The 26,691-nt window shown below is 61.7% G+C and carries 22 protein-coding genes and 1 pseudogene; 12 read left to right on the plus strand and 11 right to left on the minus strand.

Translation table 11 applies throughout. From position 1 onward, the window contains the following. The first annotated feature begins 71 nt into the window (after positions 1–71). The 3 genes from BLV61_RS26545 (at position 72) to BLV61_RS26555 (ending at position 4,779) form a co-directional block, all read left to right on the plus strand. Entirely contained in the window at positions 72–1,091 is a 1,020-nt protein-coding gene (locus tag BLV61_RS26545) for a helix-turn-helix transcriptional regulator (protein ID WP_090468456.1), read from the plus strand. Between the two features lie 148 nt (positions 1,092–1,239). Beyond that, positions 1,240–3,093 (plus strand): amidohydrolase, encoded by a 1,854-nt coding sequence (locus BLV61_RS26550; protein ID WP_090468458.1) that lies wholly within the window; start codon positions 1,240–1,242, stop codon positions 3,091–3,093. A gap of 273 nt (positions 3,094–3,366) precedes the next feature. After that, entirely contained in the window at positions 3,367–4,779 is a 1,413-nt protein-coding gene (locus BLV61_RS26555) for a purine-cytosine permease family protein (RefSeq protein WP_090468460.1), read from the plus strand. 13 nt (positions 4,780–4,792) lie between these two features. Here the strand turns inward: BLV61_RS26555 and BLV61_RS26560 are convergent, their stop codons facing one another. From BLV61_RS26560 to BLV61_RS26590, 7 genes are all read right to left on the minus strand, one after another. Continuing rightward, positions 4,793–6,226: a M15 family metallopeptidase gene (locus BLV61_RS26560; RefSeq protein ID WP_090468462.1), complete on the minus strand. Its 1,434-nt coding sequence runs from the start codon at positions 6,224–6,226 to the stop codon at positions 4,793–4,795. A gap of 37 nt (positions 6,227–6,263) precedes the next feature. Then, on the minus strand, positions 6,264–7,253 hold the full coding sequence (lipA, locus tag BLV61_RS26565; RefSeq protein ID WP_090468464.1) for a lipoyl synthase: 990 nt from the start codon (positions 7,251–7,253) through the stop codon (positions 6,264–6,266). 155 nt (positions 7,254–7,408) lie between these two features. Continuing rightward, positions 7,409–8,665 (minus strand): serine hydroxymethyltransferase, encoded by a 1,257-nt coding sequence (gene glyA, locus BLV61_RS26570; protein WP_090468465.1) that lies wholly within the window; start codon positions 8,663–8,665, stop codon positions 7,409–7,411. Between the two features lie 160 nt (positions 8,666–8,825). Next, positions 8,826–11,675, minus strand: a complete 2,850-nt coding sequence (gene gcvP, locus BLV61_RS26575) for an aminomethyl-transferring glycine dehydrogenase (protein ID WP_090468467.1) — start codon at positions 11,673–11,675, stop codon at positions 8,826–8,828. A 9-nt stretch (positions 11,676–11,684) separates the two neighbouring features. Continuing rightward, a complete protein-coding gene (gcvH, locus tag BLV61_RS26580) occupies positions 11,685–12,068 on the minus strand; it encodes a glycine cleavage system protein GcvH (RefSeq protein ID WP_047527756.1) in 384 nt (127 codons plus the stop codon). Positions 12,069–12,503: 435 nt separating this feature from the next. Continuing rightward, on the minus strand, positions 12,504–14,012 hold the full coding sequence (locus BLV61_RS26585) for a sigma-54-dependent transcriptional regulator (protein ID WP_090468468.1): 1,509 nt from the start codon (positions 14,010–14,012) through the stop codon (positions 12,504–12,506). 76 nt (positions 14,013–14,088) lie between these two features. Next, positions 14,089–15,012 carry a LysR family transcriptional regulator gene (locus BLV61_RS26590; RefSeq protein ID WP_090468470.1) on the minus strand — a complete coding sequence of 308 codons (924 nt, stop codon included), beginning with the start codon at positions 15,010–15,012 and terminating at the stop codon, positions 14,089–14,091. A 150-nt stretch (positions 15,013–15,162) separates the two neighbouring features. On the opposite strand from BLV61_RS26590, the gene speB reads away from it, so the two are divergent. From speB to BLV61_RS26615, 5 genes are all read left to right on the plus strand, one after another. Next, a complete protein-coding gene (speB, locus tag BLV61_RS26595) occupies positions 15,163–16,161 on the plus strand; it encodes an agmatinase (protein WP_090468472.1) in 999 nt (332 codons plus the stop codon). Positions 16,162–16,214: 53 nt separating this feature from the next. After that, positions 16,215–17,726, plus strand: coding sequence for an aldehyde dehydrogenase family protein (locus BLV61_RS26600; protein WP_090468474.1), 1,512 nt, complete (start codon positions 16,215–16,217; stop codon positions 17,724–17,726). Between the two features lie 147 nt (positions 17,727–17,873). Continuing rightward, positions 17,874–19,442 carry a purine-cytosine permease family protein gene (locus tag BLV61_RS26605; RefSeq protein ID WP_090468476.1) on the plus strand — a complete coding sequence of 523 codons (1,569 nt, stop codon included), beginning with the start codon at positions 17,874–17,876 and terminating at the stop codon, positions 19,440–19,442. A 2-nt stretch (positions 19,443–19,444) separates the two neighbouring features. After that, a complete protein-coding gene (betA, locus tag BLV61_RS26610; protein ID WP_090468478.1) occupies positions 19,445–21,133 on the plus strand; it encodes a choline dehydrogenase in 1,689 nt (562 codons plus the stop codon). Positions 21,134–21,329: 196 nt separating this feature from the next. Further along, positions 21,330–21,788 (plus strand): GNAT family N-acetyltransferase, encoded by a 459-nt coding sequence (locus tag BLV61_RS26615; RefSeq protein ID WP_090468480.1) that lies wholly within the window; start codon positions 21,330–21,332, stop codon positions 21,786–21,788. Positions 21,789–21,816: 28 nt separating this feature from the next. Here BLV61_RS26615 and BLV61_RS26620 read toward each other — a convergent pair whose 3' ends face one another. Further along, positions 21,817–22,122 carry an NIPSNAP family protein gene (locus BLV61_RS26620; RefSeq protein ID WP_090468482.1) on the minus strand — a complete coding sequence of 102 codons (306 nt, stop codon included), beginning with the start codon at positions 22,120–22,122 and terminating at the stop codon, positions 21,817–21,819. Between the two features lie 231 nt (positions 22,123–22,353). Here BLV61_RS26620 and BLV61_RS26625 point away from each other — a divergent pair, with 231 nt between their 5' ends. From BLV61_RS26625 to BLV61_RS26635, 3 genes are all read left to right on the plus strand, one after another. Continuing rightward, positions 22,354–22,743, plus strand: a complete 390-nt coding sequence (locus BLV61_RS26625) for a c-type cytochrome (protein ID WP_090468485.1) — start codon at positions 22,354–22,356, stop codon at positions 22,741–22,743. Positions 22,744–22,970: 227 nt separating this feature from the next. Continuing rightward, complete coding sequence (locus tag BLV61_RS26630; protein ID WP_244159924.1) at positions 22,971–23,672, plus strand: alpha/beta fold hydrolase; 702 nt, start codon at positions 22,971–22,973, stop codon at positions 23,670–23,672. Between the two features lie 317 nt (positions 23,673–23,989). After that, positions 23,990–24,391 (plus strand): GFA family protein, encoded by a 402-nt coding sequence (locus tag BLV61_RS26635; protein WP_081997844.1) that lies wholly within the window; start codon positions 23,990–23,992, stop codon positions 24,389–24,391. A gap of 148 nt (positions 24,392–24,539) precedes the next feature. Here BLV61_RS26635 and BLV61_RS26640 read toward each other — a convergent pair whose 3' ends face one another. Genes BLV61_RS26640 through BLV61_RS26650 form a run of 3 tightly spaced genes read right to left on the minus strand, consistent with a single transcriptional unit; the run spans position 24,540 to position 26,046 of the window. After that, positions 24,540–24,965, minus strand: coding sequence for an LIC_13387 family protein (locus BLV61_RS26640; protein WP_090468487.1), 426 nt, complete (start codon positions 24,963–24,965; stop codon positions 24,540–24,542). 11 nt (positions 24,966–24,976) lie between these two features. Then, positions 24,977–25,495, minus strand: a complete 519-nt coding sequence (locus BLV61_RS26645; RefSeq protein ID WP_090468490.1) for a thioesterase family protein — start codon at positions 25,493–25,495, stop codon at positions 24,977–24,979. Then, positions 25,492–26,046 carry a winged helix-turn-helix transcriptional regulator gene (locus BLV61_RS26650; RefSeq protein WP_090468492.1) on the minus strand — a complete coding sequence of 185 codons (555 nt, stop codon included), beginning with the start codon at positions 26,044–26,046 and terminating at the stop codon, positions 25,492–25,494. The genes BLV61_RS26645 and BLV61_RS26650 overlap by 4 nt, the downstream gene beginning before the upstream one ends. A gap of 364 nt (positions 26,047–26,410) precedes the next feature. Here BLV61_RS26650 and BLV61_RS26655 point away from each other — a divergent pair. Next, positions 26,411–26,672, plus strand: a pseudogene (locus BLV61_RS26655) (transposase domain-containing protein); the annotation flags it as partial. Between the last annotated feature and the right edge of the window lie 19 nt (positions 26,673–26,691).

A 26,691-nucleotide genomic window follows, 5' to 3' on the forward strand; every position in this document is an offset into this window, starting at 1 on the left:
TTCTGTGGACGCCATCGCAGCGCCTGTGGCATGGTCGAATCGAAAACCATGCAGCGAACAGGATCGACAGGATGGAGGAGGGGAGCAAGATTGGCGTCGACACGTCGATGGTCACGCTGCGAGCGTTCAACCAATGCGTATTGCACTTGGGACGTCTGGCACGGGAATGTGGCGCCGCCGAATTCATCGCCGACGGCCTGCAGGCATTTCGGCACTTGGTGCCTTTCGCATCGGCATGGTGGGGCGAGATGTCCACCTCGGTGGCCAGCGCACCTCCGCAGAGCTGGATGCACGGGCGCATCGACCTGCCCGATTCCTTCGCTGGCGATTGGCAAAAAAGCGCCGGTAGCGACAAGTTTTCCCACGACACCTTGAGCCAACCCGGCGCAGTCATCCGTGACAGTGGCTTCACCGACCCCAATGCCGAGGTGGATGCGTTCGCCCGGCGCCATGACCTCTATCACCCGATGTGCATCACCTTTGAGTTGCCGGAAAGCGGCCTGATGTTTTTTGTCTGTCTTTATCGGGGGGCCGAGGCCCCGGGTTTCAACGACATTGAGGCCGAGTTGTTTTCGGCATTCTGCGAGCACCTGTTGCAACTGTGGCGGTTTCAGGTGCAGGACATGATCCGCGTCGACACCGGCAACGGCGCCAGCGACTTCGGCGTCGCGCGCCAGGACGGGGGCCTGCTCTACATCGGCGCCGGGTTGTGCACCATGATCCAGCGGGAACTGCCTGGCTGGAACGGTTCGACACTGCCCGCCGAAGTCATTGCGCAGTTACCCAAGGCGCCTTGCGTCATGCGCCTGGGGCGCTCTGCGCTGGCCCTGACCCCCAACGCGGAACACGTGATCCTGTCGCTGGAAACCCAACCACGCGGCGCGGTGCTGGCGCCTCGCGAACGGACCGTGGCGATGCTGTTTGCCGCCGGTCATTCCTACAAAGAAATCGCCAGAATTCTCTCCCTGAGCCCGGCGACGGTGCGCACCTACTTGCGCAACTGCTACCTGCAACTGGGTGTGAAGAGCAAGGTGGAGCTCGGCTCGGTGCTGCGTTTGCCAAATTCACCGGAGATCGTGCGCCGGGAGTGAGCGCCATGGCGCAAATAACCACCTGACCCTCCTCATTTGAAGAGGTCCATCCAACCGCCGCGCTCTATAGGGTATGCCCTGCATATCAAGGGCTTGCGCGGCAGTCTGTTCGGGCCACTTCAAAACTATAAAAACAGGGGTGAGGCAATTGAAATTGTCCAGGCTATTTATCGCCGTTGCCGGTGCAACGGCCGTTTCCTGCGTGGCGCTGGTGGGGTGCCAGACCGAGGGTTCGACAAGCGCTGACGTGGTCATGCGCAACGGCTACGTGTACACCGTCGACGGCAAGAATTCGGTGCAGCAGGCGGTGGCGGTCAAGGACGGCAGGATTGTCTATGTCGGCAGCGACGAGGGGGCCGCTTCCTACATCGGCACCCAGACCCAGCAGATCGACCTGGCCGGGCGCATGCTGATGCCGGGCTTGATCGATGCGCACATGCACCCGGGGGACGGCGGCCGGGCCATGACCCTGTGTGACCTGAAATACCAGACCATGACCCGCAAAGTCTTCCAGGAAACCATCCAGGCCTGTCTGGATGCCGAAAAGGACAAGGGGCCCGACGTCTGGCTCGAGGTCGGCAGTTGGGACCGCATGGGCATGGACGGCCTTGATGGCGACCCAGACAAATCGACCCTCGATGCGCTGAAGACCCAGCGTCCGATCCAGGTGCGTTCCACCGATTTCCATACCGTGCTGGTCAACTCCCGTGGCCTCGCGGTGGCGGGCATCGACAAGCACACGGCCAACCCCGGCGATGGCAAATACGTGCGCGACAGTACCGGCAACCCGACCGGCATCTGCGAGGACGGCGCGGCCGATGCCATGGCCGCGGTGGTACCGCCCGCCACCGAGGCCGAGAAGTTGATTCAGAGCCGCGCCGCGCTCGATGCCATGCGCCAGCAAGGTATCACCAGTTTCTTCGATGCCCTGTCCGGGCCGGAGAACGCCAAGGCGTTCACCATGCTGGAGCAATCGGGCGAGTTGACCGCTCGGGCCTTGCTGGCCATCAAGCTCGATCCGGCCGCCGCGGCTGCCGACCCGGACAAGACCATTGCCGAAGCCAAGAGCCTGGCCAGCCTGTATGACCAGGGCGAGGCCAAAGTCACACCGGGTGTGAACATGCGCCACGTCAAATTGTTCATGGACGGCATCATCAATGCGCCGGCCGACACTGGCGCCATGTTGACGCCCTACCTGCACAACGCCGGCACGGAAAAGGCACCGAAATGGACGCCTGGCAAGAATCGCGGCGAATTGTATTTCCCGCCGCAAGTGCTGGACCCGCTGCTATTGAAAGCGGTGCAGGCCGGTTTCGATCCACACCTGCATGCCACCGGTGACCGCGCGGTGCGTGACTCGCTCGACGCCATCGAATACGTGCGCAAGCAATTGCCCGGCAATGCCTTCCGACCGACCATCACCCACGCCGAATCGGTGGACCCCGCGGACTACGGGCGCTTCAAGGCCCTGGACGTGACCGCCAACATGTCTTTCCAGTGGGCACAGCAAGCGCCGTCCACGGTCGATGGCACCAGCGATCACCTCGGTGTCGAGCGCTTCGCGCGCATGGAACCGTCGGGCAGCATCGCCCGCGCCGGTGGCCGCGTGGCCTATGGCAGCGATTGGCCGGTCGATCCGCTCGATGAATTCCTGGCATTGAAGATCGGCGTCACCCGCTCGGGCGATCCGCAGAACCCGCACAGTTATGGCCCCGACTATGCGGGCAGACTCAACGCCGAGCCGGCACTGTCCCGTGCCGACGTACTGCGCACCATCACCCTGAATGCCGCCGAGCAACTGAAACTGGATGCCGTGGTCGGTTCGCTGGAGGTGGGCAAATTCGCGGACTTGATCGTTCTCGACAAAAACTTCATGCAGGTTCCGGAGGACGCGTTGGGGCGCAACAAGGTGCTGCTGACGATGGTCGGCGGCAAGATCGTGTGGGCCAAGGCACCGTTCGTGGGGCAGGTGGCCGTTAACGAACAACAGCCTGTCCGTTAAACACAAATCCCCTTGGGAGCGAGCCTGCTCGCGATGGCGGTGAGTCAGGCGGCGGTGATGTTGGATGTGACGATGCCTTCGCTGGCAAGCCAGCTCCTGCAAGAGGTGGGGATGCATGCGCAATCAGTGAGCAACCGAGAAACCTGTGGGAGCGGGCTTGCCAGCGAAGGCGTCTGCACATTTGACATGTGTGCAAGCTGACCCGGCGCTGTCGCGAGCAAGCCCGCTCCGTGATGCATGAATGCTTTCTATCTTTCAAAGAGAACAATAACAATGACCAAGACCTGCGACAGCCCACAACGAAGTCCCCTGATCGAGACGCGCTCGATCGATTTCATTCCCGAGGCCGAGCGCCACGGCAGTCTCTACAGCCAGTTCACCCTGTGGCTTGGCGCCAACCTGCAGATCACCGCGATCGTCACCGGGGCGCTGGCCGTGGTGCTGGGTGGCGATGTGTTCTGGTCTCTGATCGGCTTGCTGATTGGCCAGGTGCTTGGCGGTGCCGTGGTGGCGCTGCATGCGGCGCAAGGGCCGAAGCTCGGGCTGCCGCAGATGATCTCCAGCCGCGTGCAGTTCGGGGTGTACGGCGCGGCGATCCCGATTGTCCTGGTGTGCCTGATGTACCTCGGATTCAGCGCCACTGGCGCGGTACTGTCAGGACAGGCGATAGCCCAGTTGATCAATGTCAGCGACAGCGCCGGCATCCTGATTTTCGCCGCCTGCATCGCCTTTCTGACGATCTTCGGTTATCGGGTGATTCACCTGGTCGGGCGCGTGGCCAGCGTCCTGGGCATCATCGCGTTCGTCTATCTGTTCACCCGCTTGATGACCCTCAACGACATCGGCCTGCTGCTGGACAACCGGCACTTCGGCTGGGGCACGTTCCTGCTGGCGATGTCGCTGTCCGCCTCCTGGCAAATCGCCTTCGGCCCTTACGTCGCTGACTACTCGCGCTACCTGCCGAGCAATACCGCGTCCTGGAAAACCTTCACGGCGGTTGGCCTGGGCACCGTGCTCGGCGCCCAGGCGTCGATGGTGCTGGGGGTATTCGCCGCCGCGTTGGCCGGGGCGAATTTTCGTGGCCATGAAGTGGCGACCATCGTCGGTCTGGGCAGTACCGGGGTGATGGCTTCCTTGCTGTACCTGAGCGTGGTCTTCGGCAAGGTCACGGTGTCGACCCTCAACGCCTATGGCAGCTTCATGTGCGTGGCCACCATCATCAGTGGCTTTCGCAGCCGTCTGGAAATCAGCGCCGGCCAGCGCATGCTGTTTGTACTGCTGATTGTCGCGGCGTCCACCACGCTCGCGCTGCTGGGGCAGTACTCGTTCCTCAACAGCTTCAAGTATTTCATCCTGTTCCTGCTGACATTCTTCACGCCCTGGAGCGCGATCAACCTGGTGGATTACTACTTCATCAACAAGGAACGCTATGACATCCCGGCCTTGTCCGATCCGTCGGGGCGTTATGGTCGCTGGAACCTGCGCGGCATCGGCGTGTATGTGGTTGGCGTGCTGATCCAGCTGCCTTTCGTCGATACCCACTTCTATTCCGGGCCGATGGTTGCGCAGCTGGGTGGCGTGGATATTTCCTGGATCGTAGGGCTGGCAGTGCCGGGAATTCTCTATTACTGGCTGGCCAGGGACTCGGCTCGGGCGCTGTCGCCTGAGCAGCGTTCAAACGCCTGAACCGGTTCCCGCTTCAACGTCCGGGTAGGTTCAAGCCGACGCGCAATTGCTCGTATTGCTCCTCGGGCATTTGAATCAGCAGGGGCGCCTGGCTTGGGTCGAGCCAACTGAACAGCCGAGTGATATCGGCTTGATCCATGGCAGTGCAGCCCTGCGTCGGCGAGGCAGGGCTGCGCCAGATATGGAAGAAAATGCACGAACCCGCTGCCGGGGCGGCCGGTGTGTTGTGTTCAATGACGATGCCTTTTCGGTACAGCTCATCCATGCTGCGCATGTGCTCGGAGCTGGTCCAGTCTTTCGTTGTCGTCGCGCCGTCGACGAGCTGGTTGTAGCGTTGGGAGTGGCTGTCATCCACGCATTCAATGGTGGAGGTCAGTGCGACGTAAGGCAGCCGGGTTTCAGCCGTCGTGTCGTAGCCAAACGCGGTCCCCAGCTTGAATATCCCGGCCGGCGCTTTTCCATCGCCTTCCTGTTTGATGGGCCCGTCGCGCTGATCAACAGGGCCGAGGCCCTTGCCCCAGGCCAACCCGTTCTTGCCCAGCACCACATCAAACGCTGCCTGGTATTTGCGAAAGCGGTTGCCCTGTCGTTCATAACGCTGCGCGGTCGCGTGGGTGTCGGTCCATTTTTGGCTGGTGACCACAATCAGTTGATTGCTGGTCTTGAGAACGTCCCCCAGCGCAAGCGGCGTAATGGGGAAATCCATGACGTCTTTCAGCGTCGCATCGCCGCTGTAGGTGAAGTGCCACCACTCGGCCGAGTAGCCGCTGAAGCCTTCTTTCTCCATGGCGCGGGTGAGTCGTTGGCGATTGGCCTTGGCCGTGGCGCTGATCTGCGTTGAGTCGGTGTGCGCGCGTTCATCGAAGCAGTCGAAACCGGTGCCCATGTCCACGGCGCCGTCGTGCCAGCGCTGGTCGTACGGGGCCGTGCAATCGACGGCAGTGGCGGAAGGCGTCCAGGTGTCGGCGGGCAGGGCGTCCGGGCCGGTCATGGTCAGATCGACGGTGCTGCCTCGGGAGTGATTGGACACCCGGGCCACATAGCCCAGACGCCAGAAGTCCTGCTTGTCCACCCGTGGGTAGAACTCGGTCTTGCGCGGGTCGCCCGGCTCGGTGGCGAAGCGCCCCATGTCCGCGACCGCGCGGCTGGGTCGATAGCAGTCGAAAACCTTCAAGCCGTAGCCTTGCGCCTGCAAGGCCGCTTGCACCCGGGACAGGGCCTTGGCGGCATTCACCGACAGCAGGCACTCCGGCGCCGCATAACCGTCGAGCGGGTGCCCGGTGAAGTTGTGGGCGCTGGCGTAGCGGATGTCCTGCGCGATGCCCGGGTCGATCGTGCGCAAGTACACCATGTGTTCGGGCCTGGTTTTGGCCGCCTCGTCGGCACCGACGATGCAGGGCAGGGTGAGGCTCAGTGACAGGAGCAATGTTCGAACGGCAAAGGGCATCGGGCCGGGTCTCCGAAATGCATGGCAAGTCAGCCCATCATGGCGTGAATCCCGCCGCACCTCCATGCAGTTGTTGATCGGCATGATAGGACGAGCGCACCAGCGGCCCGGAGGCGACGTTCTTGAAGCCCATCCGCGCGCCTTCCTCGGCGAACCAGGCAAACACGTCCGGGTGGACGAAACGCTGCACCGGCAGGTGGCTGCGCGAGGGTTGCAGGTACTGGCCAAGAGTGAGCATGTCGATATCGTGCTCGCGCATGCGCTGCATCACCTCCATGACTTCGGTGTCGGTTTCACCCAGGCCCAGCATCTGCCCGGACTTGGTCGGTACGTGCGGCACCCGCTGCTTGAAGTTCTGCAGCAGGTCCAGCGACCACTCGAAATCCGAACCCGGCCGCGCGGCCTTATACAGGCGCGGAACGGTCTCCAGGTTGTGGTTGAAAACATCGGGCGGCTCGCTGGCGGTGATCGCCAGGGCCACGTCCATGCGCCCGCGATAGTCCGGCACCAGGGTTTCCAGTTGTATGCCCGGCGTCCGTTTACGGATCTCGCGCAGGCAGTCGACAAAGTGTTGGGCGCCGCCGTCGCGCAGGTCATCACGGTCCACCGAGGTGATCACCACGTACTTGAGGCGCAACTCGGCGATGGCCACGGCGAGGTTGGTCGGTTCATCGACGTCCAGCGGTTTCGGCCGACCGTGGCCCACGTCGCAGAACGGACAGCGGCGGGTGCAGATGTCGCCCATGATCATGAAGGTCGCGGTGCCGCCGGAAAAACACTCGCCCAGGTTCGGGCACGAGGCTTCTTCACAGACACTGTGCAGCTTATGTTTGCGCAGCAATTGCTTGATGCGTTCGACCTCGGGAGAGATCGGCATGCGTACACGTATCCAGTTCGGTTTACGCGCAAACTCATCGGTCGGAATGATCTTGACCGGAATCCGCGCGACTTTATCCGCGCCGCGCAACTTGGTACCGACTTCCACCTTGGCCGGGCTTTTGCCGGGCGATTCCACGGGTGTGTTCATATATTTTTCCAAGGTCTGTCAGACAAGAACCGGACCTGTAGGAGCGAGCCTGCTCGCGATGGTCGCTAACGATAACGCGGGCTTGCTGACGAAAACGCATCAGCTTTACGTCCATCGCGAGCAGGCTCGCTCCTACAGGGTTTTGTGTCGGGCGATCAGTCGCGATACACCGGGAAATCGCTGCACATCGCCGCCGCCTGCCGCGCCACCTGGGCCTCGACATCGGCATCGCCGAGGTGGTCGAGGATGTCGCAGATCCAGCCCGCCAGCTCGATGCTCTGGGCTTCCTTGAAACCACGGCTGGTGATGGCCGGGGTGCCAATGCGCAATCCGGAGGTCACGAACGGCGATTGTGGATCGTTGGGCACGGCGTTCTTGTTCACGGTGATGCCGGCACGGCCGAGGGCGGCGTCGGCGTCTTTGCCGGTCAGGCCCTGGCGGATCAGGCTGACCAGGAACAGGTGGTTGTCGGTCCCGCCGGACACCACGTCATAACCGCGCTCGATAAACACTTTCGCCATGGCCTGGGCGTTGCGGATCACTTGTGCCTGATAAGTTTTGAAGGCGGGCTCCAGCGCTTCCTTGAAACACACGGCCTTGGCGGCGATCACGTGCATCAACGGGCCGCCCTGACCGCCGGGGAACACGGCCGCGTTGAGTTTTTTCTCCAGTTCCGCATTGGCCCTGGCCAGAATCAGCCCGCCACGGGGGCCGCGCAGGGTCTTGTGGGTGGTGGTCGTCACCACGTCAGCAAACGGGATCGGGTTCGGGTACAGACCGGTGGCCACCAGCCCGGCGACGTGGGCCATGTCGACGAACAGGTAGGCACCCACCTTGTCGGCGATCTCACGGAAACGCGGGAAGTCCAGGGTCTTGGAGTAAGCCGAGAACCCGGCAATGATCATCTTCGGCTGGTGCTCGACGGCCAGACGCTCGACTTCGTCGTAATCGATCAGGCCGGTGGCGGTGTCGATGCCGTACTGCACGGCGTTGTACAGCTTGCCGGAAAAGCTGACCTTGGCGCCGTGAGTCAGGTGCCCGCCGTGGGCCAGGCTCATGCCCAGCACGGTGTCGCCCGGTTGCAGCAAGGCCAGATAAACCGCCGCGTTGGCCTGGCTGCCGGAGTGTGGCTGGACGTTGGCGTAATCGGCGCCAAAGAGTTGTTTGGCGCGATCGATTGCCAGTTGTTCGACCACGTCCACGTGCTCGCAGCCGCCGTAGTAACGCTTGCCCGGATAACCTTCGGCGTACTTGTTGGTCAGCCCGCTGCCTTGCGCTTCCATCACCCGCTGGCTAGTGTAGTTTTCCGAGGCGATCAATTCGATGTGGTGTTCTTGCCGCGCATCCTCGGCGTTCATCGCCGCCAGCAGTTCGTCGTCGTAGCCTTTGATCTGGTCGTGTTTGCTGAACATGGTGAAGTCCTCTGGTTGTTCTTGAATAGGGGGCACTGCTCTTCTGTAGGAGCGAGCCTGCTCGCGATGGTCGTTAACGATGACACAGGGAACCAGATGCCCAGCGGCGCTCTGGAGTCCATCGCGAGCAAGCTCGCTCCTACAGGGTTATGTTTTGTGGTCAGGCGTATTCGGCAATCGACGGGCAGGCACAGATCAGGTTGCGGTCGCCAAAGACGTTGTCGACTCGGCCTACGGGCGGCCAGTACTTGGCGTCGATCAAGGTGTCCAGTGGATAAACCGCCTGCTCCCGGCTATACGGATGCGACCACTCGCCCACCAGCTCCGCCGCGGTGTGCGGGGCGTTTTTCAGCGGGTTGTCGTCCTTGTCCAGGGTGCCGTTTTCCACCGCGCGGATTTCTTCGCGGATGCGGATCATGGCGTCGCAGAAACGGTCCAGTTCTTCTTTGGATTCGCTTTCGGTCGGCTCGATCATCAGCGTGCCGGCCACCGGGAACGACATGGTCGGGGCGTGAAAGCCAAAGTCGATCAGGCGCTTGGCCACGTCGTCGACGCTGATGCCGCTGCTGTCTTTCAGCGGGCGCAGGTCGAGGATGCACTCGTGGGCCACCAGGCCGTTGCTGCCGGTGTAGAGCACCGGGTAGTGCTCTTCGAGGCGACGGGAAATGTAGTTGGCGTTGAGGATCGCCAGCTGCGAGGCGCGCTTGAGGCCGGCGCCGCCCATCATGCGGATGTACATCCAGGTGATCGGCAGGATGCTCGCGCTGCCGAATGGCGCGGCGCACACCGCGCCTTCTTTGCGGTCCATCTGCGCGTGACCTGGCAGGAACGGCGCCAGGTGCGATTTCACACCGATCGGGCCGACGCCCGGGCCGCCACCGCCGTGGGGAATGCAGAAGGTCTTGTGCAGGTTCAGGTGCGAGACGTCGCCGCCGAACTTGCCCGGCGCGCAGAGGCCGACCATGGCGTTCATGTTGGCGCCGTCGATGTACACCTGGCCGCCGTTGTCATGAATGATGCCGCAGATTTCGCGGATGCCTTCCTCGAACACACCGTGGGTCGACGGGTAGGTGATCATCAGCGCGGCGAGGTGTTCGCGGTGCTCGATGGCCTTGGTGCGCAGGTCTTCGATGTCGACGTTGCCACGGGCATCGCAGGCGGTGACCACCACGCGCATGCCGGCCATGTTGGCGGTGGCCGGGTTGGTGCCGTGGGCCGACGACGGGATCAGGCAGATGTCGCGGCGGTCTTCGCCACGGCTCTGGTGGTAGGCACGAATGGCCAGCAGGCCAGCGTACTCGCCTTGGGAACCGGCGTTCGGCTGCAGAGAGATCGCGTCGTAACCGGTGGCGGCGCAGAGCATCGCTTCCAGTTCGTCGGTCAGTTGCTGGTAGCCGGCGCTTTGCTCGGCCGGGGCGAACGGGTGCAGCGCGCCGAACTCGGCCCAGGTCACCGGGATCATTTCGCTGGCGGCGTTGAGTTTCATGGTGCACGAGCCCAGCGGGATCATGGTGCGATCGAGCGCCAGGTCCTTGTCCGCCAGTTTGCGCAGGTAGCGCATCAGCTCGGTTTCCGAGTGATAGCGGTTGAACACCGGGTGGCTGAGGATCGGCGACTGACGCACCAGCGCGGCCGGGATCGTCGCTTGAGTGGCGGCGGCAAGGGCGGCGAAGTCCGGCAGGGTTTGGCCGTTGGACAGCAAGGCCCACAGGGTTTCGACGTCGGCCTGGGTGCTGGTTTCGTCGAGGGACAGGCCCAGACGCTCGGCGTCGACCACGCGCAGGTTGATCTGCCGGGCGTGCGCCTGTTCGTGCAGTTTCGCGGTGTCGGCGCCGGTCTTGATCGTCAGCGTGTCGAAGAAGTGTTCCTGCTCAACGTTCAGGCCCAAAGCGCTCAAGCCCTTGGCCAGGATCGCGGTCAGCTGATGCACGCGGTTGGCGATCTGCGTCAGGCCTTTCGGGCCGTGGTAGACGGCGTACATGCTGGCGATGTTGGCCAGCAGCACCTGCGCGGTGCAGATGTTGGACGTGGCCTTCTCGCGACGGATGTGTTGCTCGCGGGTCTGCATCGCCAGACGCAAGGCCGGCTTGCCGAAACGGTCCACCGAGACACCGACCAGGCGGCCCGGCATGTCGCGCTTGAACGCATCCTTGGTGGAGAAGTACGCCGCGTGCGGGCCGCCGAAGCCCAGCGGCACGCCGAAGCGTTGGGCGCTGCCGATGGCCACGTCGGCGCCGAACTCGCCCGGCGGGGTCAGCAGGGTCAGGGCCAGCAGGTCGGCGGCCACGGCCACCAGGGCGTTGGCGGCGTGGAAACGCTCGGTCAATGCGCGGTAGTCGAACACATCACCGTTGCTCGCCGGGTACTGCAGCAGGGCGCCGAAGAACGGCGTCACGTCGCTCAGTTCGCGCTCATCACCGACCACCACCTCGATGCCCAGCGGCTCGGCACGGGTGCGCAGCACGTCGAGGGTCTGCGGGTGGCAATGCACGGAGGCGAAGAACTGGTGGCTGCCCTTGTTCTTGCTCAGGCGCTTGCAGAAAGTCATGGCTTCGGCGGCGGCGGTGGCTTCGTCGAGCAGCGAGGCGTTGGCGATCGGCAGGCCGGTGAGGTCGCTGATCAGGGTCTGGAAGTTCAGCAGCGCTTCGAGACGACCCTGGGAAATTTCCGGCTGGTACGGGGTGTAGGCGGTGTACCAGGCCGGGTTTTCCAGCAGGTTGCGCAGGATCGGCGACGGCGTGTGGGTGCCGTAGTAACCCTGGCCAATGTAGGTCTTGAACAGCTGGTTCTTGGCCGCGATGCCTTTGATCAGCGCCAGGGCGTCGGCTTCGCTCAGGCCGTCTTCCAGGCCGAGCACGCTGGTGCCCTTGATGCTGTCGGGAATGACGCTGGCGCTCAGGGCTTCGAGGGAATCGAAGCCGAGGCTGTTGAGCATCGCTTGCTCGTCACCGGCGCGCGGGCCGATGTGGCGGGCGATGAATTCGTTACGGGTGTCGAGGAGGGTGGTCATACGGAATCCTCACGCGTCGGTCTGGTCTTGGATCAGGCGTTCGTAAGCGGCTTGATCGAGCAAGCGGGCGATCGCCGAAGCGTCAGCAGGCTGGAAGCGGAAGAACCAGCCTTCTCCCAGCGGATCTTCGTTGACCAACTCAGGGTTGGCGTCGAGCGCCGAATTCACTTCCACCACCTCACCGTCCAGCGGCATGCCGATGCTGCTGGCGGCCTTCACCGACTCCAGCACCGACACTTCGGTGCCGGCGTCGAAGCCGCCCAGTTCGGGCACCTGTACAAACACCACATCCCCCAGCGCCTGTTGGGCAAAAGCGGTAATGCCAACGGTGACCGTGCCGTCAGCTTCGGTGCGCAGCCATTCGTGGTCGACGGTAAAACGCAATTCGCTCATGTCTACTCCTCATTGTTCTGGCTCATTCGCTGCAGGTGGCGAATGACGATGGGCAGGCTCGTTTGGGTGGCGAGCGTGGCTGAAGGAGTCATAGCAAGGGCGGTGCCAGAATTGATTAATTGTTATAAATCAATGGCTTGAGATGGTTTTTGGCAGTTTTGCGGAGGTCTCGCGTATTGAAATCAATACAGGCAGGCAAGAGACAGGGGGCGAAGGCCGGGCGAGACGGGTCGAGCTCGTTCTGTCTTGATTTCGATACGCCGTATCGATTTGTATACATTGTTGAATGGCACTCGAACCCTGTGGGCGCGGGCTTGTCGGGTCGCCGCATCGCAGCGATTGCGGTGTGTCAGGTAACGAAAATGGTGACTGACATGGCCTCATCGCGGGCAAGCCCGCTCCCACAGGGATTTTCAGTGTTGCTGAAACCGGCGGTCAGGCCTTGTTGGGAATCCCGTACTTGCGCAAGCGAATGGCGATGGCGCTGTGGGAGGTCTGCAAGCGTGCTGCGAGCAATCGACTGGACGGATAGCTGCGATACAGCTGCTCCAGCAGGTTCTTTTCAAAACCTTCGACAGCCTCTTCGAGGCTACCCACTTCGCCATCGTTCTGGCGTTCCACTGCCGTGCGCGCAATGTCGAGGTCGTCGAGGTCGACCAACGGGTTTTCGCAAATGGCCGCCGCGCGGAAGATCACGTTTTGCAGTTGCCGCACATTGCCCGGCCAGCGGTTGCCGAGCAGGGCGGGAAAGGTGCTGGGTGCCAGGCGGCAGACCGGTCGCTGGATCTGTGCGCACGCTTGCTGCATGAAGTGCTGGGCCATCAGCAGGATGTCATGGCCGCGTTCGCGCAGCGGCGGCACTTGCAGGTTGAGCACGTTGAGGCGGTAAAACAGGTCTTCGCGAAAGTGACCTTCGCTGACCATTTTTTCCAGGTTGCGGTGGGTGGCGCTGAGGATCCGCACGTTGACCTTGACCTCGCGATCGCCGCCCACGCGACGGAAGCAACCATCGCTCAAAAAGCGCAACAACTTGGCCTGCAGGTACGGCGACATTTCCCCCACTTCGTCGAGGAACACCGTGCCCTGGTCGGCCAGTTCCAGCAGCCCGAGTTTGCCGCCCCGCTGGGCGCCGGTGAAGGCGCCGGGGGCGTAGCCGAACAGCTCGCTTTCGGCCAGGCTTTCCGGCAGTGCCGCGCAATTGAGCGCCAGGAAAGGCTTTTCGCATCGGCCGCTGATGGCGTGGCAGGCGCGGGCCACCAGTTCCTTGCCGGTGCCGGTTTCGCCCTGGATCAACAGCGGCGCATCCAGGGCCGCCACCCGCTGGGCCCGTGCCTTCAGCGCACGGATCGGCGGCGACTCGCCCAGCAGCGCATCGAAGCCTTCGGCGTGATCGTGATGCAGCGCCGAGAGGCGTTCGCCGATGCGGTTCGGTTGATAGAGGGTGAGCAGGGCGCCGGCATCGGTGATCGGCATGGCGTCGAGCAGCAAGGTGTGGCCGCCGAGGCTGACTTCGCGCATGGGCAGGCGGAAGCCCTGGGCGATCAGCGTCGGTTGCAAGTCGGGATCATCGAACAGCGCGTCCAGCGCTTCACCGGCCGGCTCGCGGCCGCACAGGGCGATCAGCGCCGGGTTGGCCAGCAGCACATGACCACGTTCATCCACCGCCAGCACCGGGTCGGAACTGGCGGCGAGCAAGGCATCCAGTTGCAGGCGCCGGCGTTGCCCCGGAAGGATGTCGACCAGGGTCACCGCTTGCACGCCACGCACGCCGAAGAGGGCTTCGCGCAACTCCTCCAGGACTTCGGCGCCGAGGGTCGGGGCATCGATATAGACGTTCGGCGGCACCATCTCCACGGCGTCGAGGTTGAAGCTGCGTCCGCCCAGCAGGGCCAGGACTTCCTGGGTGATGCCGACGCGGTCGATGAAGGTGACGTGGATGCGCATAGGTGGCCTTGAGCGGTGATGAAGCGAAACGTTGCGTCGATGAGTATGGCGGGCGCTGTTTGAATTTGGCGAGCCGTCAATGCTGCTCGGGTGCAGGCGCCTTGCGGGAACAGGCCGCCAGGTCTTCGAGAAACGCCTGCAAAATCGGCGGTGGCGCCGTGCCTCGGCGAGTGATCACGTCGAATGGCGACATCAGCTGCAAGCTGCCGGGCGCCAGTTGGTGCATCTCGCCGGTCTTGATCCACTGCGCGGCGAAATGCGCTGGCAGAAAGCCCAGGTAGGCGCCGGAGATGATCAGAATCGCCAGGGCTTCGATGTTGTCCACGGTCGCCGCCGCCTTGCTGACGCCCAGGTGTTCCAGGTCGTATTGCTGCATGTAGCCGCGCACGACAATGCGGCTCGCGGCGATCTCTTCGAGCAATTCCTCACCTTCGGCCTGGTTGCCGAACAGCGGATGCCGCCGCCCGCAATACAGCCCCAGCGCTTCCTGGTACAGCGGCGAATGCAGCAACCCCGGCACGTGGATCGGGAAGTGCCCGATGGCCAGGTGCAGGCGCCCGTCGAGCACGCGCTCTTCCAGTTCGGCGGGGGTGCCGACGTAGACGTTGAGGTGCACATCGTGCCCACGGGAGACGAAGCGCTGGGTAGTGCGCGGGATCGGCGAGTCGGGGTCGGTGATGGTGGTGTCGATGATCCCCAGGTTGAGCTTGCCGCTGATGTGCTGTTTGAGCACGTCGGCGTCCATGCAGAAATTTTCCACCGCCGAGAGCAGGCGCTGGGTGGCTTCGTGGATCGCCACGCCTTGCTCGGTCAGACGAAAACCGCTGCGTCCGCGCTGGCAGAGCTTGACCCCGAGTCGGGTTTCCAGATGGGTCATCTGTTCGCTGATGGTCGACTGGCCGGCGTTCAGCGCCGCCTGCGCGGCCGAGAAGCCGCCGCAGCGGACAATGGTGGCAAACACCCTGAGCAGTTTCAGGTCGACATCATGCAGTTGAATCACTTGGACCTCCCGCGTGTGGATGCATCGGTAATGCCGATATGAGTATCTGATGTTTAGCATTTTTTCCACGAAAAGCTGCGCCCATAGTCTTTCCAACGGCGGTCGCCTTGCAGTCCGCCAGGCCGAAAACAAGAAGTGGAGAGGCTAGACATGTCGAACAATGGTTATGAATCCGGTCGCCTGAACCTGCCATTCGTGGGTCATTGCACCTTTGGCAAATCCCCGGTGTGCACCGACTGGGATGCCCTGGATGCCGACGTCGCGGTGCTCGGCGTGCCCAATGACATGGGTACCCAGTGGCGCTCCGGCGCACGCTTCGGACCACGCGGGATTCGTGAAGCATCGACGCTGTTTTCCTTCGGCCATGCCGGCGCCTACGACCACGAAGACGACGTGATGTACCTGACCGCCGCCGACGTGAGCATGGTCGACGTGGGGGATGCCGACATCGTCCACACCGATATGGAAACCAGCAACAAGAACACTGAGTACGCGGTACGCAAGATTCTCGATGCCGGTGTGATGCCGGTGGTGCTCGGTGGCGATCACTCGGTGCACGCCCCGGTCATCAAGGCTTTCGAAGGCCGTGGCCCGATCCACATCATCCACTTCGATGCGCACCTGGATTTCGTCGACGAGCGCCACGGCGTGCGCTACGGCCATGGCAACCCGCTGCGCCGCGCCTCGGAAATGAACCACATCGTCGGCATGACCCAAATGGGCATCCGCAATGTGTCCTCGTCCAACCGCGACGACTACGAAGCGGCTCATGAAGCCGGCTCGAAAATCCTTTCGGTACGCGATGTGCGCCGCCTGGGCGTCGAAGGCGTGCTGGCGCTGATCCCGCAGAACATCAACTACTACATCACCATCGACATCGACGGTTTCGACCCGTCCATCGCTCCTGGCACCGGCACCCCGAGCCACGGTGGCTTCCTCTACTACGAAGTGCTGGAAATCATCCAGGCCCTGGCCAAGCGCAGCCAAGGCAACATCGTCGGCATGGACCTGGTGGAAGTGGCACCGGTGTACGACCCGACCGGCATGACCTCGATCCTCGCCGCGCAACTGCTGCTCAACAGCATCGGCTTCATCTTCCACGAGCGGGGCAAGGTGCGTGCGGCCCAGAGCGAAGCCACTCCAGCCTGATATCGAAACCACTAAACCCGGCAGGACCCGACTGCCGGGCAGAGAGAATAAAAATGGACACGATCGTCAAAAGTTACCTGCAAAAGTTCGGCGTCAGCGAGGCCACCCAGACCTTTCTCGGCAAGGTCCAGAAAATGTTCATCGGCGGCGCCTGGGTCGAGGCCAGCGATGGCCAGACGTCCGAAGTCATCGAGCCATCCACCGAAGGTGTGATTACGCGCATTCCCATGGGCACCACCGCTGATCTGGACCGTGCCGTGCAAGCCGCCCGCGCCCAGTTCGACGGCGGCGCCTGGCGCCAGGCCAAACCGGCCGAACGCGAGCGGATGATGCAACGCCTGGCCGACCTGATCGAACAGAACGCCGCCGAACTGGCGGAAATCGAATCGATCGACATGGGCAAGTCGGTCGCCTTCGCCAGGGACGTCGATATCCAGGGCACCGTCGATACCCTGCGCTACTTCGCCGGTTGGGCCACCAAGCTGCACGGGCGTACCGTCGAGCCGTCGCTGCCGGGCAATTACCTGGCCTACACCCGCAAGGAAGCGGTGGGCGTGGTCGGTGCCATCGTGCCGTGGAACTTCCCGCTGCAAACCATGGCCTGGAAACTGGGCGCGGCCCTGGCCACCGGTTGCACCGTGGTGGTGAAACCGGCCGAGTTGACTTCGCTGTCGGCCCTGCGTTTTGCCGAGCTGGTGCAGGAAGCGGGCATCCCGGACGGGGTGATCAACATCGTCACCGGGCGCGGCAGCGTGGTCGGCGCGGCCATGGCCACCCACCCTGGCATCGACAAACTGACCTTCACCGGCTCGACCCCGGTCGGCCGCACCGTGGGCCGTGCCGCGCTGGATGACATGAAGCGCCTGACCCTGGAACTGGGTGGCAAATCACCGGTCATCGTGTTCGCCGACGCCGACATTCCGGCGGCGGCGCAGGCGGTCGCCAACGGTGTGTTTTTCAACTCGGGACAGGTATGCGACGCCGGTACACGGGCCTATATTCACAGCAGTGTCTATGACGATTTCCTGCGCGAGCTGATCGCCTACACCCGCACCCTGAAGCTCGCGCCGGGGATGGACCCGGACTGCTTCATCGGCCCGCTGGTCTCGGCCCTGCAAAAGCAGCGCGTGACCGAGTACATCGAGACCGGCAAGCAGGAGGGCGCCCAACTGGTCTACGGCGGCCAACCGGTCGAGGGCCCTGGCTTCTTTGTCGAGCCGACCATTTTCGCCCATTGCCGCAATGACATGCGCATCGTCCAGGAGGAAATCTTCGGCCCGGTGCTGGTCACCGCACCCTTCGACGATGAGGAGCAGGCACTGGCGCTGGCCAATGACTCGCCCTATGGCCTGGCGGCGGCCCTGTATTCCAATGACCTGGGCAAGGTGCACAGCCTGATTCCCCGTCTGAAGGCAGGCTCGGTCTACGTCAACGCCCACGGCACCCTTGACCCGTCGATGCCGTTCGGCGGTTACAAGCAGTCCGGGTTCGGCAAGGACCTGGGCGCCGAGCAGCTCGACTACCTGCTCGAGACCAAGGCGGTGTGGATCACGCTGCCGGGCTGAAGCTGATCAGGCAAGACAAGGAACAATGCCAAAGTTGAAAGCAATTGCACATCGGAAATTCGGGAACGGCAAGGACGCGCCCCGGGAGTCGTTCACCCGATAAAACGCGGTTTTTTCGTCATGATCTTCCAACAATAAGAGTCCATCATGAACACTAACGCCAAGTCCGCCCCGAGCGTGTCGGTCCTCGATGACAAAATCGTCGTCGAAAGCCATTCGATCGATTTCATCCCCGAGCACGAGCGCACCGACAAACTGTCGAGCCAGGGCCCGTTCTGGTTTCTCGGCAACTTCACCTTCTTCACCATGACCATCGGCTTCGTCGGTCCAAGCGTCGGCCTGACCGCGCTCTGGACCACGCTGGCCGGTACGCTGGGCATCATGTTCGGCACGCTGTTCATGGCCTTTCATGGCTCGCAAGGCCCGCACCTGGGCCTGCCACAGATGATCCAGTCCCGTGCGCAGTTCGGTTATCGCGGGGTGATTCTGGTGCTGTTGGCGACACTGTTCGTGTTCGCCGGCTTCAACATCGTCAACCTGGTGTTGATGATGCAAGGCCTGCACACACTATTCGGGTTCCACCCCTGGGCGATTGCGGTGGCGGTGACGATACCGGCCGCGTTGCTGGCGATCCTCGGCCATGACTGGATGCACCGCAGCTTCAAATGGGCGCTGTACCTGTCGTTGCCACTGTACGGTCTGGTGACGCTGGCGGTGCTGATGGGCTGGGTGCCGGATGCGGCGTTGCCGGCGCTCGGCGCCGGAGAAGTGGCCCCGGCACCACTGGGGTTCAACTGGACCGGTTTCATCGCGCAATTCGCCGCCGCGGCGAGCTACAACATCGCTTACGCCCCGTACGTGTCGGACTACTCGCGCTACCTGCCGAAGAACACCTCCAGCGGCAAGCTGATTGCGGTGGTTTTCCTGGGCGCTTCGTTGTCCGGTGCCTGGATGATTTCCGTGGGGGGCTGGCTGGCCGATCACCTGCACTCGACCGACGTGCTGGTGGCCCTCGGACAAGTCGGCAATACCGTGTCGCCGCTGATGGGCACGGCGGTCGTGGTGATCACCATCCTGGCGTTCCTGCCGGTGATCGCGATGAACATCTACAGCGCCAAGCTGACCACGCTGACCTGCGTCGACTCGATCAAGCACATCGAGCCGACCCGCAAGGCGCGGATCCTCGCCATCGCCTTTGTGATCCTGTTGCAACTGGGCGTGGCCCTGAGCATCCAGAGTTCCGGCAAGGGCCTGTCGGTGCTCGGCATCTACCTGGTGGTGATGCTGTACTTCCTGGTGCCCTGGACCTCGGTCAACCTCACCGACTACTTCTTCGTGCGCAAGGGCCGCTACGCCATCCCGCATTTCTTCATGCCCCACGGCAACATCTATGGCAGCTGGGGCCTGCGTGGCATCGCTGCGTACGCCATCGGCTTCATCTCGATGATTCCGTTCTTCTACATCTTCGACGGCGTCGAGCAGCGCGAAGTGTATGTCGGCCCACTCGCCAAGGCCCTGGGCAGCATCGACATCGCCTGGCTGGTCGGGCTGATCGTATCGGGGGTGGCCTACTACTGGCTGAGCCGCTCCATCGATCTCAAGCGCGAAGAGGCGGTCATCCAGCACATCGAGAAAACGTCCCCGCAATTCACCACCGGCGAAAAATTGACCCAATCGTCGAAGCCCGTGTTCAACGAATCGACGGTCCGGAGATAATCATGGCTACGCAAAAATACGACTACATCATCATCGGCGCAGGTTCGGCAGGTTGTGTGTTGGCCAACCGCCTGAGCGAAGACCCGGCCACCTCGGTGCTGGTCCTGGAATTCGGCGGCAGCGACCGCAGCGTGGTGATCCAGATGCCCAGTGCGTTCTCGATCCCGATGAACACCAAGAAGTACAACTGGCGCTACGAAACCGAGCCGGAAACCTACCTCAACGGTCGTCGCATCCACTGCCCACGGGGCAAGGTGCTGGGGGGGTCGTCGTCGATCAACGGCCTGGTGTACATCCGCGGTCATGCATATGACTTCGACGAGTGGGAATCCCTCGGCGCCCAGGGGTGGGGCTATAAAAACTGCCTGCCGTACTTCAAGCGTGCCGAGAGCTACGAGTCGGGCGGTGACAGCTATCGCGGGCAAACCGGACCGCTGCACACCACCAACGGTAACCACATGAAAAACCCGCTGTACGGGGCCTGGGTCGAAGCCGGCGCCGAGGCGGGCTACATCAAGACCGATGACTGCAACGGCTACATGCAGGAAGGCTTCGGCGCGATGCACATGACCGTGAAAAACGGCGTGCGCTGTTCCACCGCCAACGCCTACCTGCGCCCGGCCATGGACCGTCCGAACCTGACGGTGATCACCCACGCGATGACCCGCCAGGTCATCCTCGAGGGCAAGCGCGCCGTGGGCATCAGCTATGACCACGGTGGCCAGACCCACCAGGTCTATTGCAACAAGGAAGTGCTGATCTCGTCCGGGCCGATCGGTTCGCCGCACCTGCTGCAACGTTCCGGCATCGGCCCGGCCGAGGTCCTGCGCAAGGCCGGGATCGCCGTGCGCCATGACTTGCCGGGGGTAGGGGAGAACCTGCAGGATCACGCCGAGGTGTACATCCAGTTCGGCTGCAAGGAACCGGTGACGCTCAACAGCAAAATGGACCCGCTGAGCAAACTGATGATCGGTTTGCGCTGGCTGCTGTTCAAGGATGGCCTGGGGGCCACCAACCACTTCGAGGCCGGTGGTTTCATCCGCTCCGACAAGGGCTTGCGCTGGCCGGACATTCAGTTCCACTTTCTGCCGGCGGCCATGCGTTACGACGGCAACAAGCCGATCAAGGGTCATGGTTTCATGGTGCTGACCGGGCCGAACAAACCGAAGAGCCGCGGCTATGTTCGCGTGCGTTCCGCCGATCCTTACGAGCATCCGGAAATCCGCTTCAACTACCTGGAGCGCGAAGAGGACCGCGAAGGCTTCCGCCGCTGCATCCGCCTGACCCGCGAGATCATCGGCCAGAAAGCCATGGACCGCTTCCGCGATGGCGAAATCGCCCCCGGCGCGCACCTGACCAGCGATGAGGACCTTGATGCGTTCGTGCGTGACAACCTGGAGAGCACCTACCACCCTTGCGGTTCGTGCCGCATGGGCGAGGACGACATGGCCGTGGTGGATTCCGAGTTGCGCGTGCATGGCGTCGCCGGGCTGCGGGTGATCGACTCCTCGGTGTTCCCGACCGAACCGAATGGCAACCTCAACGCACCGACCATCATGCTCGCCGAACGGGCGTCGGACCTGGTGCGCGGACGCAAGATGCTGCCGGCGTCGGATGTGCCGGTGGGACTGGTCGAAAACTGGGAAAACAGCCAGCGGTCAACCCTGCCGGGGCGTAATGTGCGCGTGTAATAAAACCCTGTAGGAGCCAGCCTGCTGGCGATGGACCCGAGAGCGCCGCGTTTATCCAGGCCGCACGCGTTATCGTTGACAACCTTCGCCAGCAAGCCAGCTCCAGCAGGATTGAAGCATTCGCGCAGCTTCACGCCGCGTGCGGACAATTGTTTGCTAGGCTCCAGAGTCCTTGAGACCGCAAAGGAGCACCCTCATGGCTATTCAGGCCCTGCGCGCCGACGCTTCCCACATCGACAAGATCGCCCCGTTATTCGACGCCTATCGCGGCTTCTACGGTCAGTCATCGAACCTGCCGCAATCCCGTGACTTCATTGCCGAGCGCATCGCCCGCGACGAATCGGTGATCTTCTACGCCGAGGACGCCAGCGGCGAAGCCCTGGGTTTCGTGCAGATGTTCCCGACCTTTTCCTCCATCAACGCACACCGCACCTGGTTGCTCGGCGACCTGTTCAGCGCACCCGCCGCTCGCGGAAAAGGCGTTGCCACCCTATTGATGAACACCGCCCGCGACTTTGCGCGGTTGAGCGGCGCCAAGGGCATGACCCTGGAAACCGCCACCGACAACCACACCGCGCAGCGCTTGTATGAGTCTTTGGGGTATGTACGAGATCCGGGTTACTACACCTACTGCCTGGACTTGAAGCAGGGCTGAGCCCGGCGCTTCAAGTCGCGGATGTCCCCTAACCGAACACCGGCCGGAAGAAACTGCGCTCATAGCTGAGGATGCAGCGGGTTTCTTCGGCGTACTTGAACGCGGCAATGCACGCCGGGTCGTTCATCGACTGTTGGCGATAGGTTTCATAGGTCGCCAGACTGGGGAAGGTGAACATCGCCAGGGCAATATTGCTGGCACCCTCGGACGGCAGGAAGTAGCCGTGATGCTGACCACCGAATTTCTCCACCAGTGGAATCCACAACTTGCCGTAGTGCTCGAACGCGTCGAGCTTGTAGGGGTCGAGTACGTATTTCAGGTAGCAGGTGACCATCAGTTTTCTTTCCTTGTAAAAGTGCGGGACGGGATGCAAAGGGCAACAGTCTGCCAAGGCCTGCGTCAGACTGCCATCAGCGATTTGCGGCCAGGAATGCGCCCTCATCTGCAGGGTGGCGTTTATGCCGGTTCCCGCAGGCACCCGCAACAAACCCTTCGATAAAAGCGTTGGACATGGTGAAATGGCCGCCCCTTTTCGCCGTGCGTCATCCCGGATCTGGAGCGGTACATGAACAAAGCTGCGGTGCTGACCTTCTTCTTGTTGCTTCAGGCAGGTTTGTCGGGTGCGCAAGCCCAAGCGGCCGGCGATGCCGAGGCCGGCGGGAAACTGTTCAAGCGTATGTGTGGCGGCTGCCACCAGATCGGAGAATCGGCGCGGGCGTTTTTTGGCCCGCAGCTCAACGGTATTGTCGGACGCGCGGCCGCAAGCACCACCGACTACCAGTACTCCGACGCCATGAAGTCATCGGGCGTGGTCTGGACCCGGGAAAAACTCGCTGCGTATATCGAAGATCCAAAGGCAGTGGTTTCCGGCACCCGGATGATTTTCTGGGGCATCAGCGACCAGGAAAAAATCGACGATCTGCTGGCGTATCTGGAGACCTTTCCGGCGCCGTGACCGGCCTGAGACATTGCACCCCACTTGAACACCTGCTTGCATTCGACCTGACTACCGATAGCATCGGATTTGACCCGCACGCTTTGTAACCATGATCGGCAGGGAACGGCCGGAAGCGGGTATTCAGCCCATCAAAAAAGGACGACTGATGCATGTGCCGATTCACCATGGGGTGACTGAATGGGCTACCTTGTTGAGTCATTTACTCGTCGCTCAGGGAGAGCGCCATGACTGTAGAAATCACGCTATCGGAAAACGTGACTGAAGAAGAGCGGTCAGGCATTTTGACCCCGTCGCTGGCCCATAATCTCGCCAACCCTGTGATCGCATCCCCCGCCAAACTCCTCTTCCTGCCCGGAGCCTCGGGTAACACCCGGTTTTGGCTTCCGGTTGCTGAGCGTCTGGTCCACCCGGCGCAGCGGGTCCATCTCGGCTGGCCCGGCTTTGGAGACACTCCGCCCTTGCCTGGCGTAACCGGCATGGATGATCTGGTGGCTCGCGTGCTGGCCGAGATCGACCGACCCACAGCGCTGGTGGCGCAGTCTATGGGCGGTATAGTCGCTGTGCGTGCAGCGCTTGAGCGCCCTGAACTGATCACGCACCTGACGCTGACCGTCACCTCTGGCGGGGTGGATATGTCTGCTCTGGGCGCGCATGACTGGCGCCCGGATTTTGCTGCCGCCAACCCGACACTGCCGAGTTGGTTTCTCGACGACCAGACCGACCTCACGCTCCGGTTGGCCGAGTTGCGCATGCCAGTCCTGCTCCTCTGGGGAGATTCTGATCCGATCAGCCCCGTTCGCGTCGGCCAGCGCCTTGCTCAACTGTTACCCCGCGCGGAACTACACGTCTTCCCTGGCGCCGATCACGATCTGGGTTTTACTCACGCAGCCGAAGTGGCAAGGTTGATAGAGGGACATCTGGTCTGATGGTGAGCGGAGCACTGGTTGCCATCGCTTTGGACTAATTGTCCGCCCCCGTGCGCTTCAAGACCTCTCGGATAACGGACAGACGACCGGGGGCATATCGCACCTGACCTCGCCGGATACTCTGCGCAAACTGCATAGAGATGAAAAAAAGCATCGTTAAACGTATGCGAACCAAGATTGAGTCTGTGACAGGCGATTTTGCAGCTCGCTAACCGCTATGGGTCCGTGACAGGCAGAAATCGACTCGAAGCCTTCATTCGACACTACGCCTGCTCAACGTTTAAATGGGTGGGTTTATTTATCAGGCTGCATAAACAATGACCGGCACGTACCAAGGCAGCTGTCTCTGCCGCACAGTCAGATTCGAAATCAAATCAGACCCCAAAGCACTTACACATTGCCATTGCAGTCAGTGTCGCAAAGCTCACGGGGCTGCGTTTGCCAGCTATGGAAGCGTACCGCGCGCTGATTTGCACTTCATCCAGGGTGCAGAACTCATGACTGCTTACCGCTCGTCTGAATCAGTCATTCGTCAGTTTTGCAGCCGATGCGGTTCGTCGTTGTTCTGGTCGAAAAGCCGAGGTGAATACGCTGACTGGATATCCATAGCGCTGGGCACCCTGGACACGTCTATTACGTCCGACAAACAGCGACATATCGAAGTCGCGTCCAAGGCATCCTGGTATGAAATTCAGGATCAGTGGCCACAGGCTCAATGAATGCAATGTGCCGATTTCGCCCCAAAGCAGACATTCCTCATGTAGCCGTAGAGTCCAGCAGGCGCACCAGAACCAGCCAGAAACGCAATGTCATCGAATCGCTAGGCGGACCCAAGAAGGGTATTTGCATGCACTGAGCACCGTCGCCTCACGCGAAAAGGTGAATATTTGCGAGGATAAATCCGACGACATAGAACAGGAATGCCAGCGAGATGCCTTGCAAGGGGCGGGTGAACCAGTACAGTTTCGCCATCACAAGGTAGGCACCAAGCACGATCAAACCTGTGAATCCGAGGAAATAAGAATGAAAGAGCAGCATCGGCTGCTCAAGTGCCAGATATCCAAAAATCGCTCCGAACAAAATTGCACCCAGACTGTGGCTCGCGTTGAAGCCGATCCATGCTTTCCACACGCTTGTTTGGCGGCTGATGACGGGGGAGGTCGTTTTAAGTCGTGCTAGTAAGTCGGTGTCACGCGGATGGAGTTTGTCGCCAAAGTAGGTGTAGGCCAGATGCACCAGGCCTAACAACATGATGATTCCTGCACTGATCGTTATGAGTATTTGCGCAAGCATGGCGGTTCCTACTAAATGTTCATCAGGCGTTCGGTTTCGATCCACGCGGAAATCGACGCGGGAAATTCAGGCGAGGCCGGATTGAGACCCATCGCATGGCGCACGTCCGCGCTGCTCACGAAACCTTCTCTGCCGACAATCGCACCTTTGCTGTGGCCGTGCGCCATCATCCTGCCATCTTGCAGAAACTCGAACGCCATGTAGTTCCAACGCGCGTCCCAGCATTTCATCGAAAAGCGTAAGGTATAAACCGCGAACGGCTTCAGGGCGCGACGGTACGAAATGATGCTACCGCCCAGCATGGGGCGCCATCTCTTGCGTAGCGCGACCTCGGTGAATCCGGCGCGGGTGAAGTATTCGACCAGGGCCAGGTCAGTGATCGTCATGTAGCGACCGTTGTTCATGTGGCCGTTGATGTCGAGGTCATTTGGCCAGACGCGCATGACCAGCTCGATGGTTTCACCCATCTGGATCGGCGATTTAAAACGGGCTCGTAGCCAGGTCCAGAACAGCCGAAAGTAAAGACTCATGCTGATTTCTCTTTCTTCGATTTTTTTGGCGCAGCTATCGGCCGCGGTTCGATGCGTCGCTGTTTTTCGTAGGCGGCGACTAGTCGGGCAATCCGTGGATCGGTACTGCCGGGGCCCGGAACCCAGTCAAGGTCGCGCAGGGTTAGCGCTTTGCCAGACCGATTGCGAGGTCGCATGGGCTCGATCACTTCGCCCGACTCGCGCTCGACGATCTGGATCGGAATCGAATCGGGAGTTTGTAGCCAGCGGTCGCCCCACTGTAGCAATGCGATTAGGACGGGCAGGAGATCGCGTCCCTTTTCGGTTAGATGGTAGGCCTTGCGAAGCGCATCGTCGCGGACCGGCGCCTGCACCAGAATATCGGCGGCAATCATTGCATTCAGGCGCGTGGTCAGGACGTTGCGTGCGATGCCGAGGTGCAACGCAAACTCATCGAAACGGCGCGTGCCGAATACGACTTCGCGAATCAGGAGGAGCGTCCAGCGATCGCCCAGAACCTCTAGAGCGCGGGCGGCAGAACATAGGGACTCGTTGACTCTCTGGCGTGGCATAGGACTTCAAATGCAAGAAATGTAGTCTTGACTCTATGTTTTTTAGTTTCATTAAGCAACTATTTTAGTTTCTTAATAAAACTTAACCTGTGATTTTCCGCAATTCTTTCAAGGCCCCCATGCAGGTGGAGAATGGGAGTGCCAAAGCCGCGGGAAACCTGTTCGGCCTTGCATCCGCGAGGGATAGTCACGGTGGTGAGTGGACCAAACGAGCGTTGAAACAATCAGTCGCATCAGTGCGAATGGCGGCTTCTGAACTCATGACCGAGCGTCCGCTTCTGGCCGCTTTTTGTCTGTCGCGAGAGGCAGAAAACGACCCAAAGCAGATGTGTCTAGCAAATCCGGAGCAATTCACTGATGTGGAAATCAAATCCGGCCATGGGCTTTTCTGGCTTTCAAACTGGCTATTCGCGGGCACCTTACGTCGCGGCAAAGGTGCGGCTGCGATTATCAGTTTGAACCAGCCGGCACGGCTTAACATCCATGAACCGTATGCGTATTTAAAGGGCGTGCTCACGCGCCTGCCGACGCAGCGGGCGAGTGAAGTCGATCAGTTGTTGCCGCATAAGTGGCAACCGGTTTCATCACGCAAGGCGTGGTGTCGGACGCATAAACCTGGCCGATAGCTGTGACAAAGGCGGTGTT

This window comes from Pseudomonas mohnii (assembly GCF_900105115.1).
Classification (GTDB): domain Bacteria; phylum Pseudomonadota; class Gammaproteobacteria; order Pseudomonadales; family Pseudomonadaceae; genus Aquipseudomonas; species Aquipseudomonas mohnii.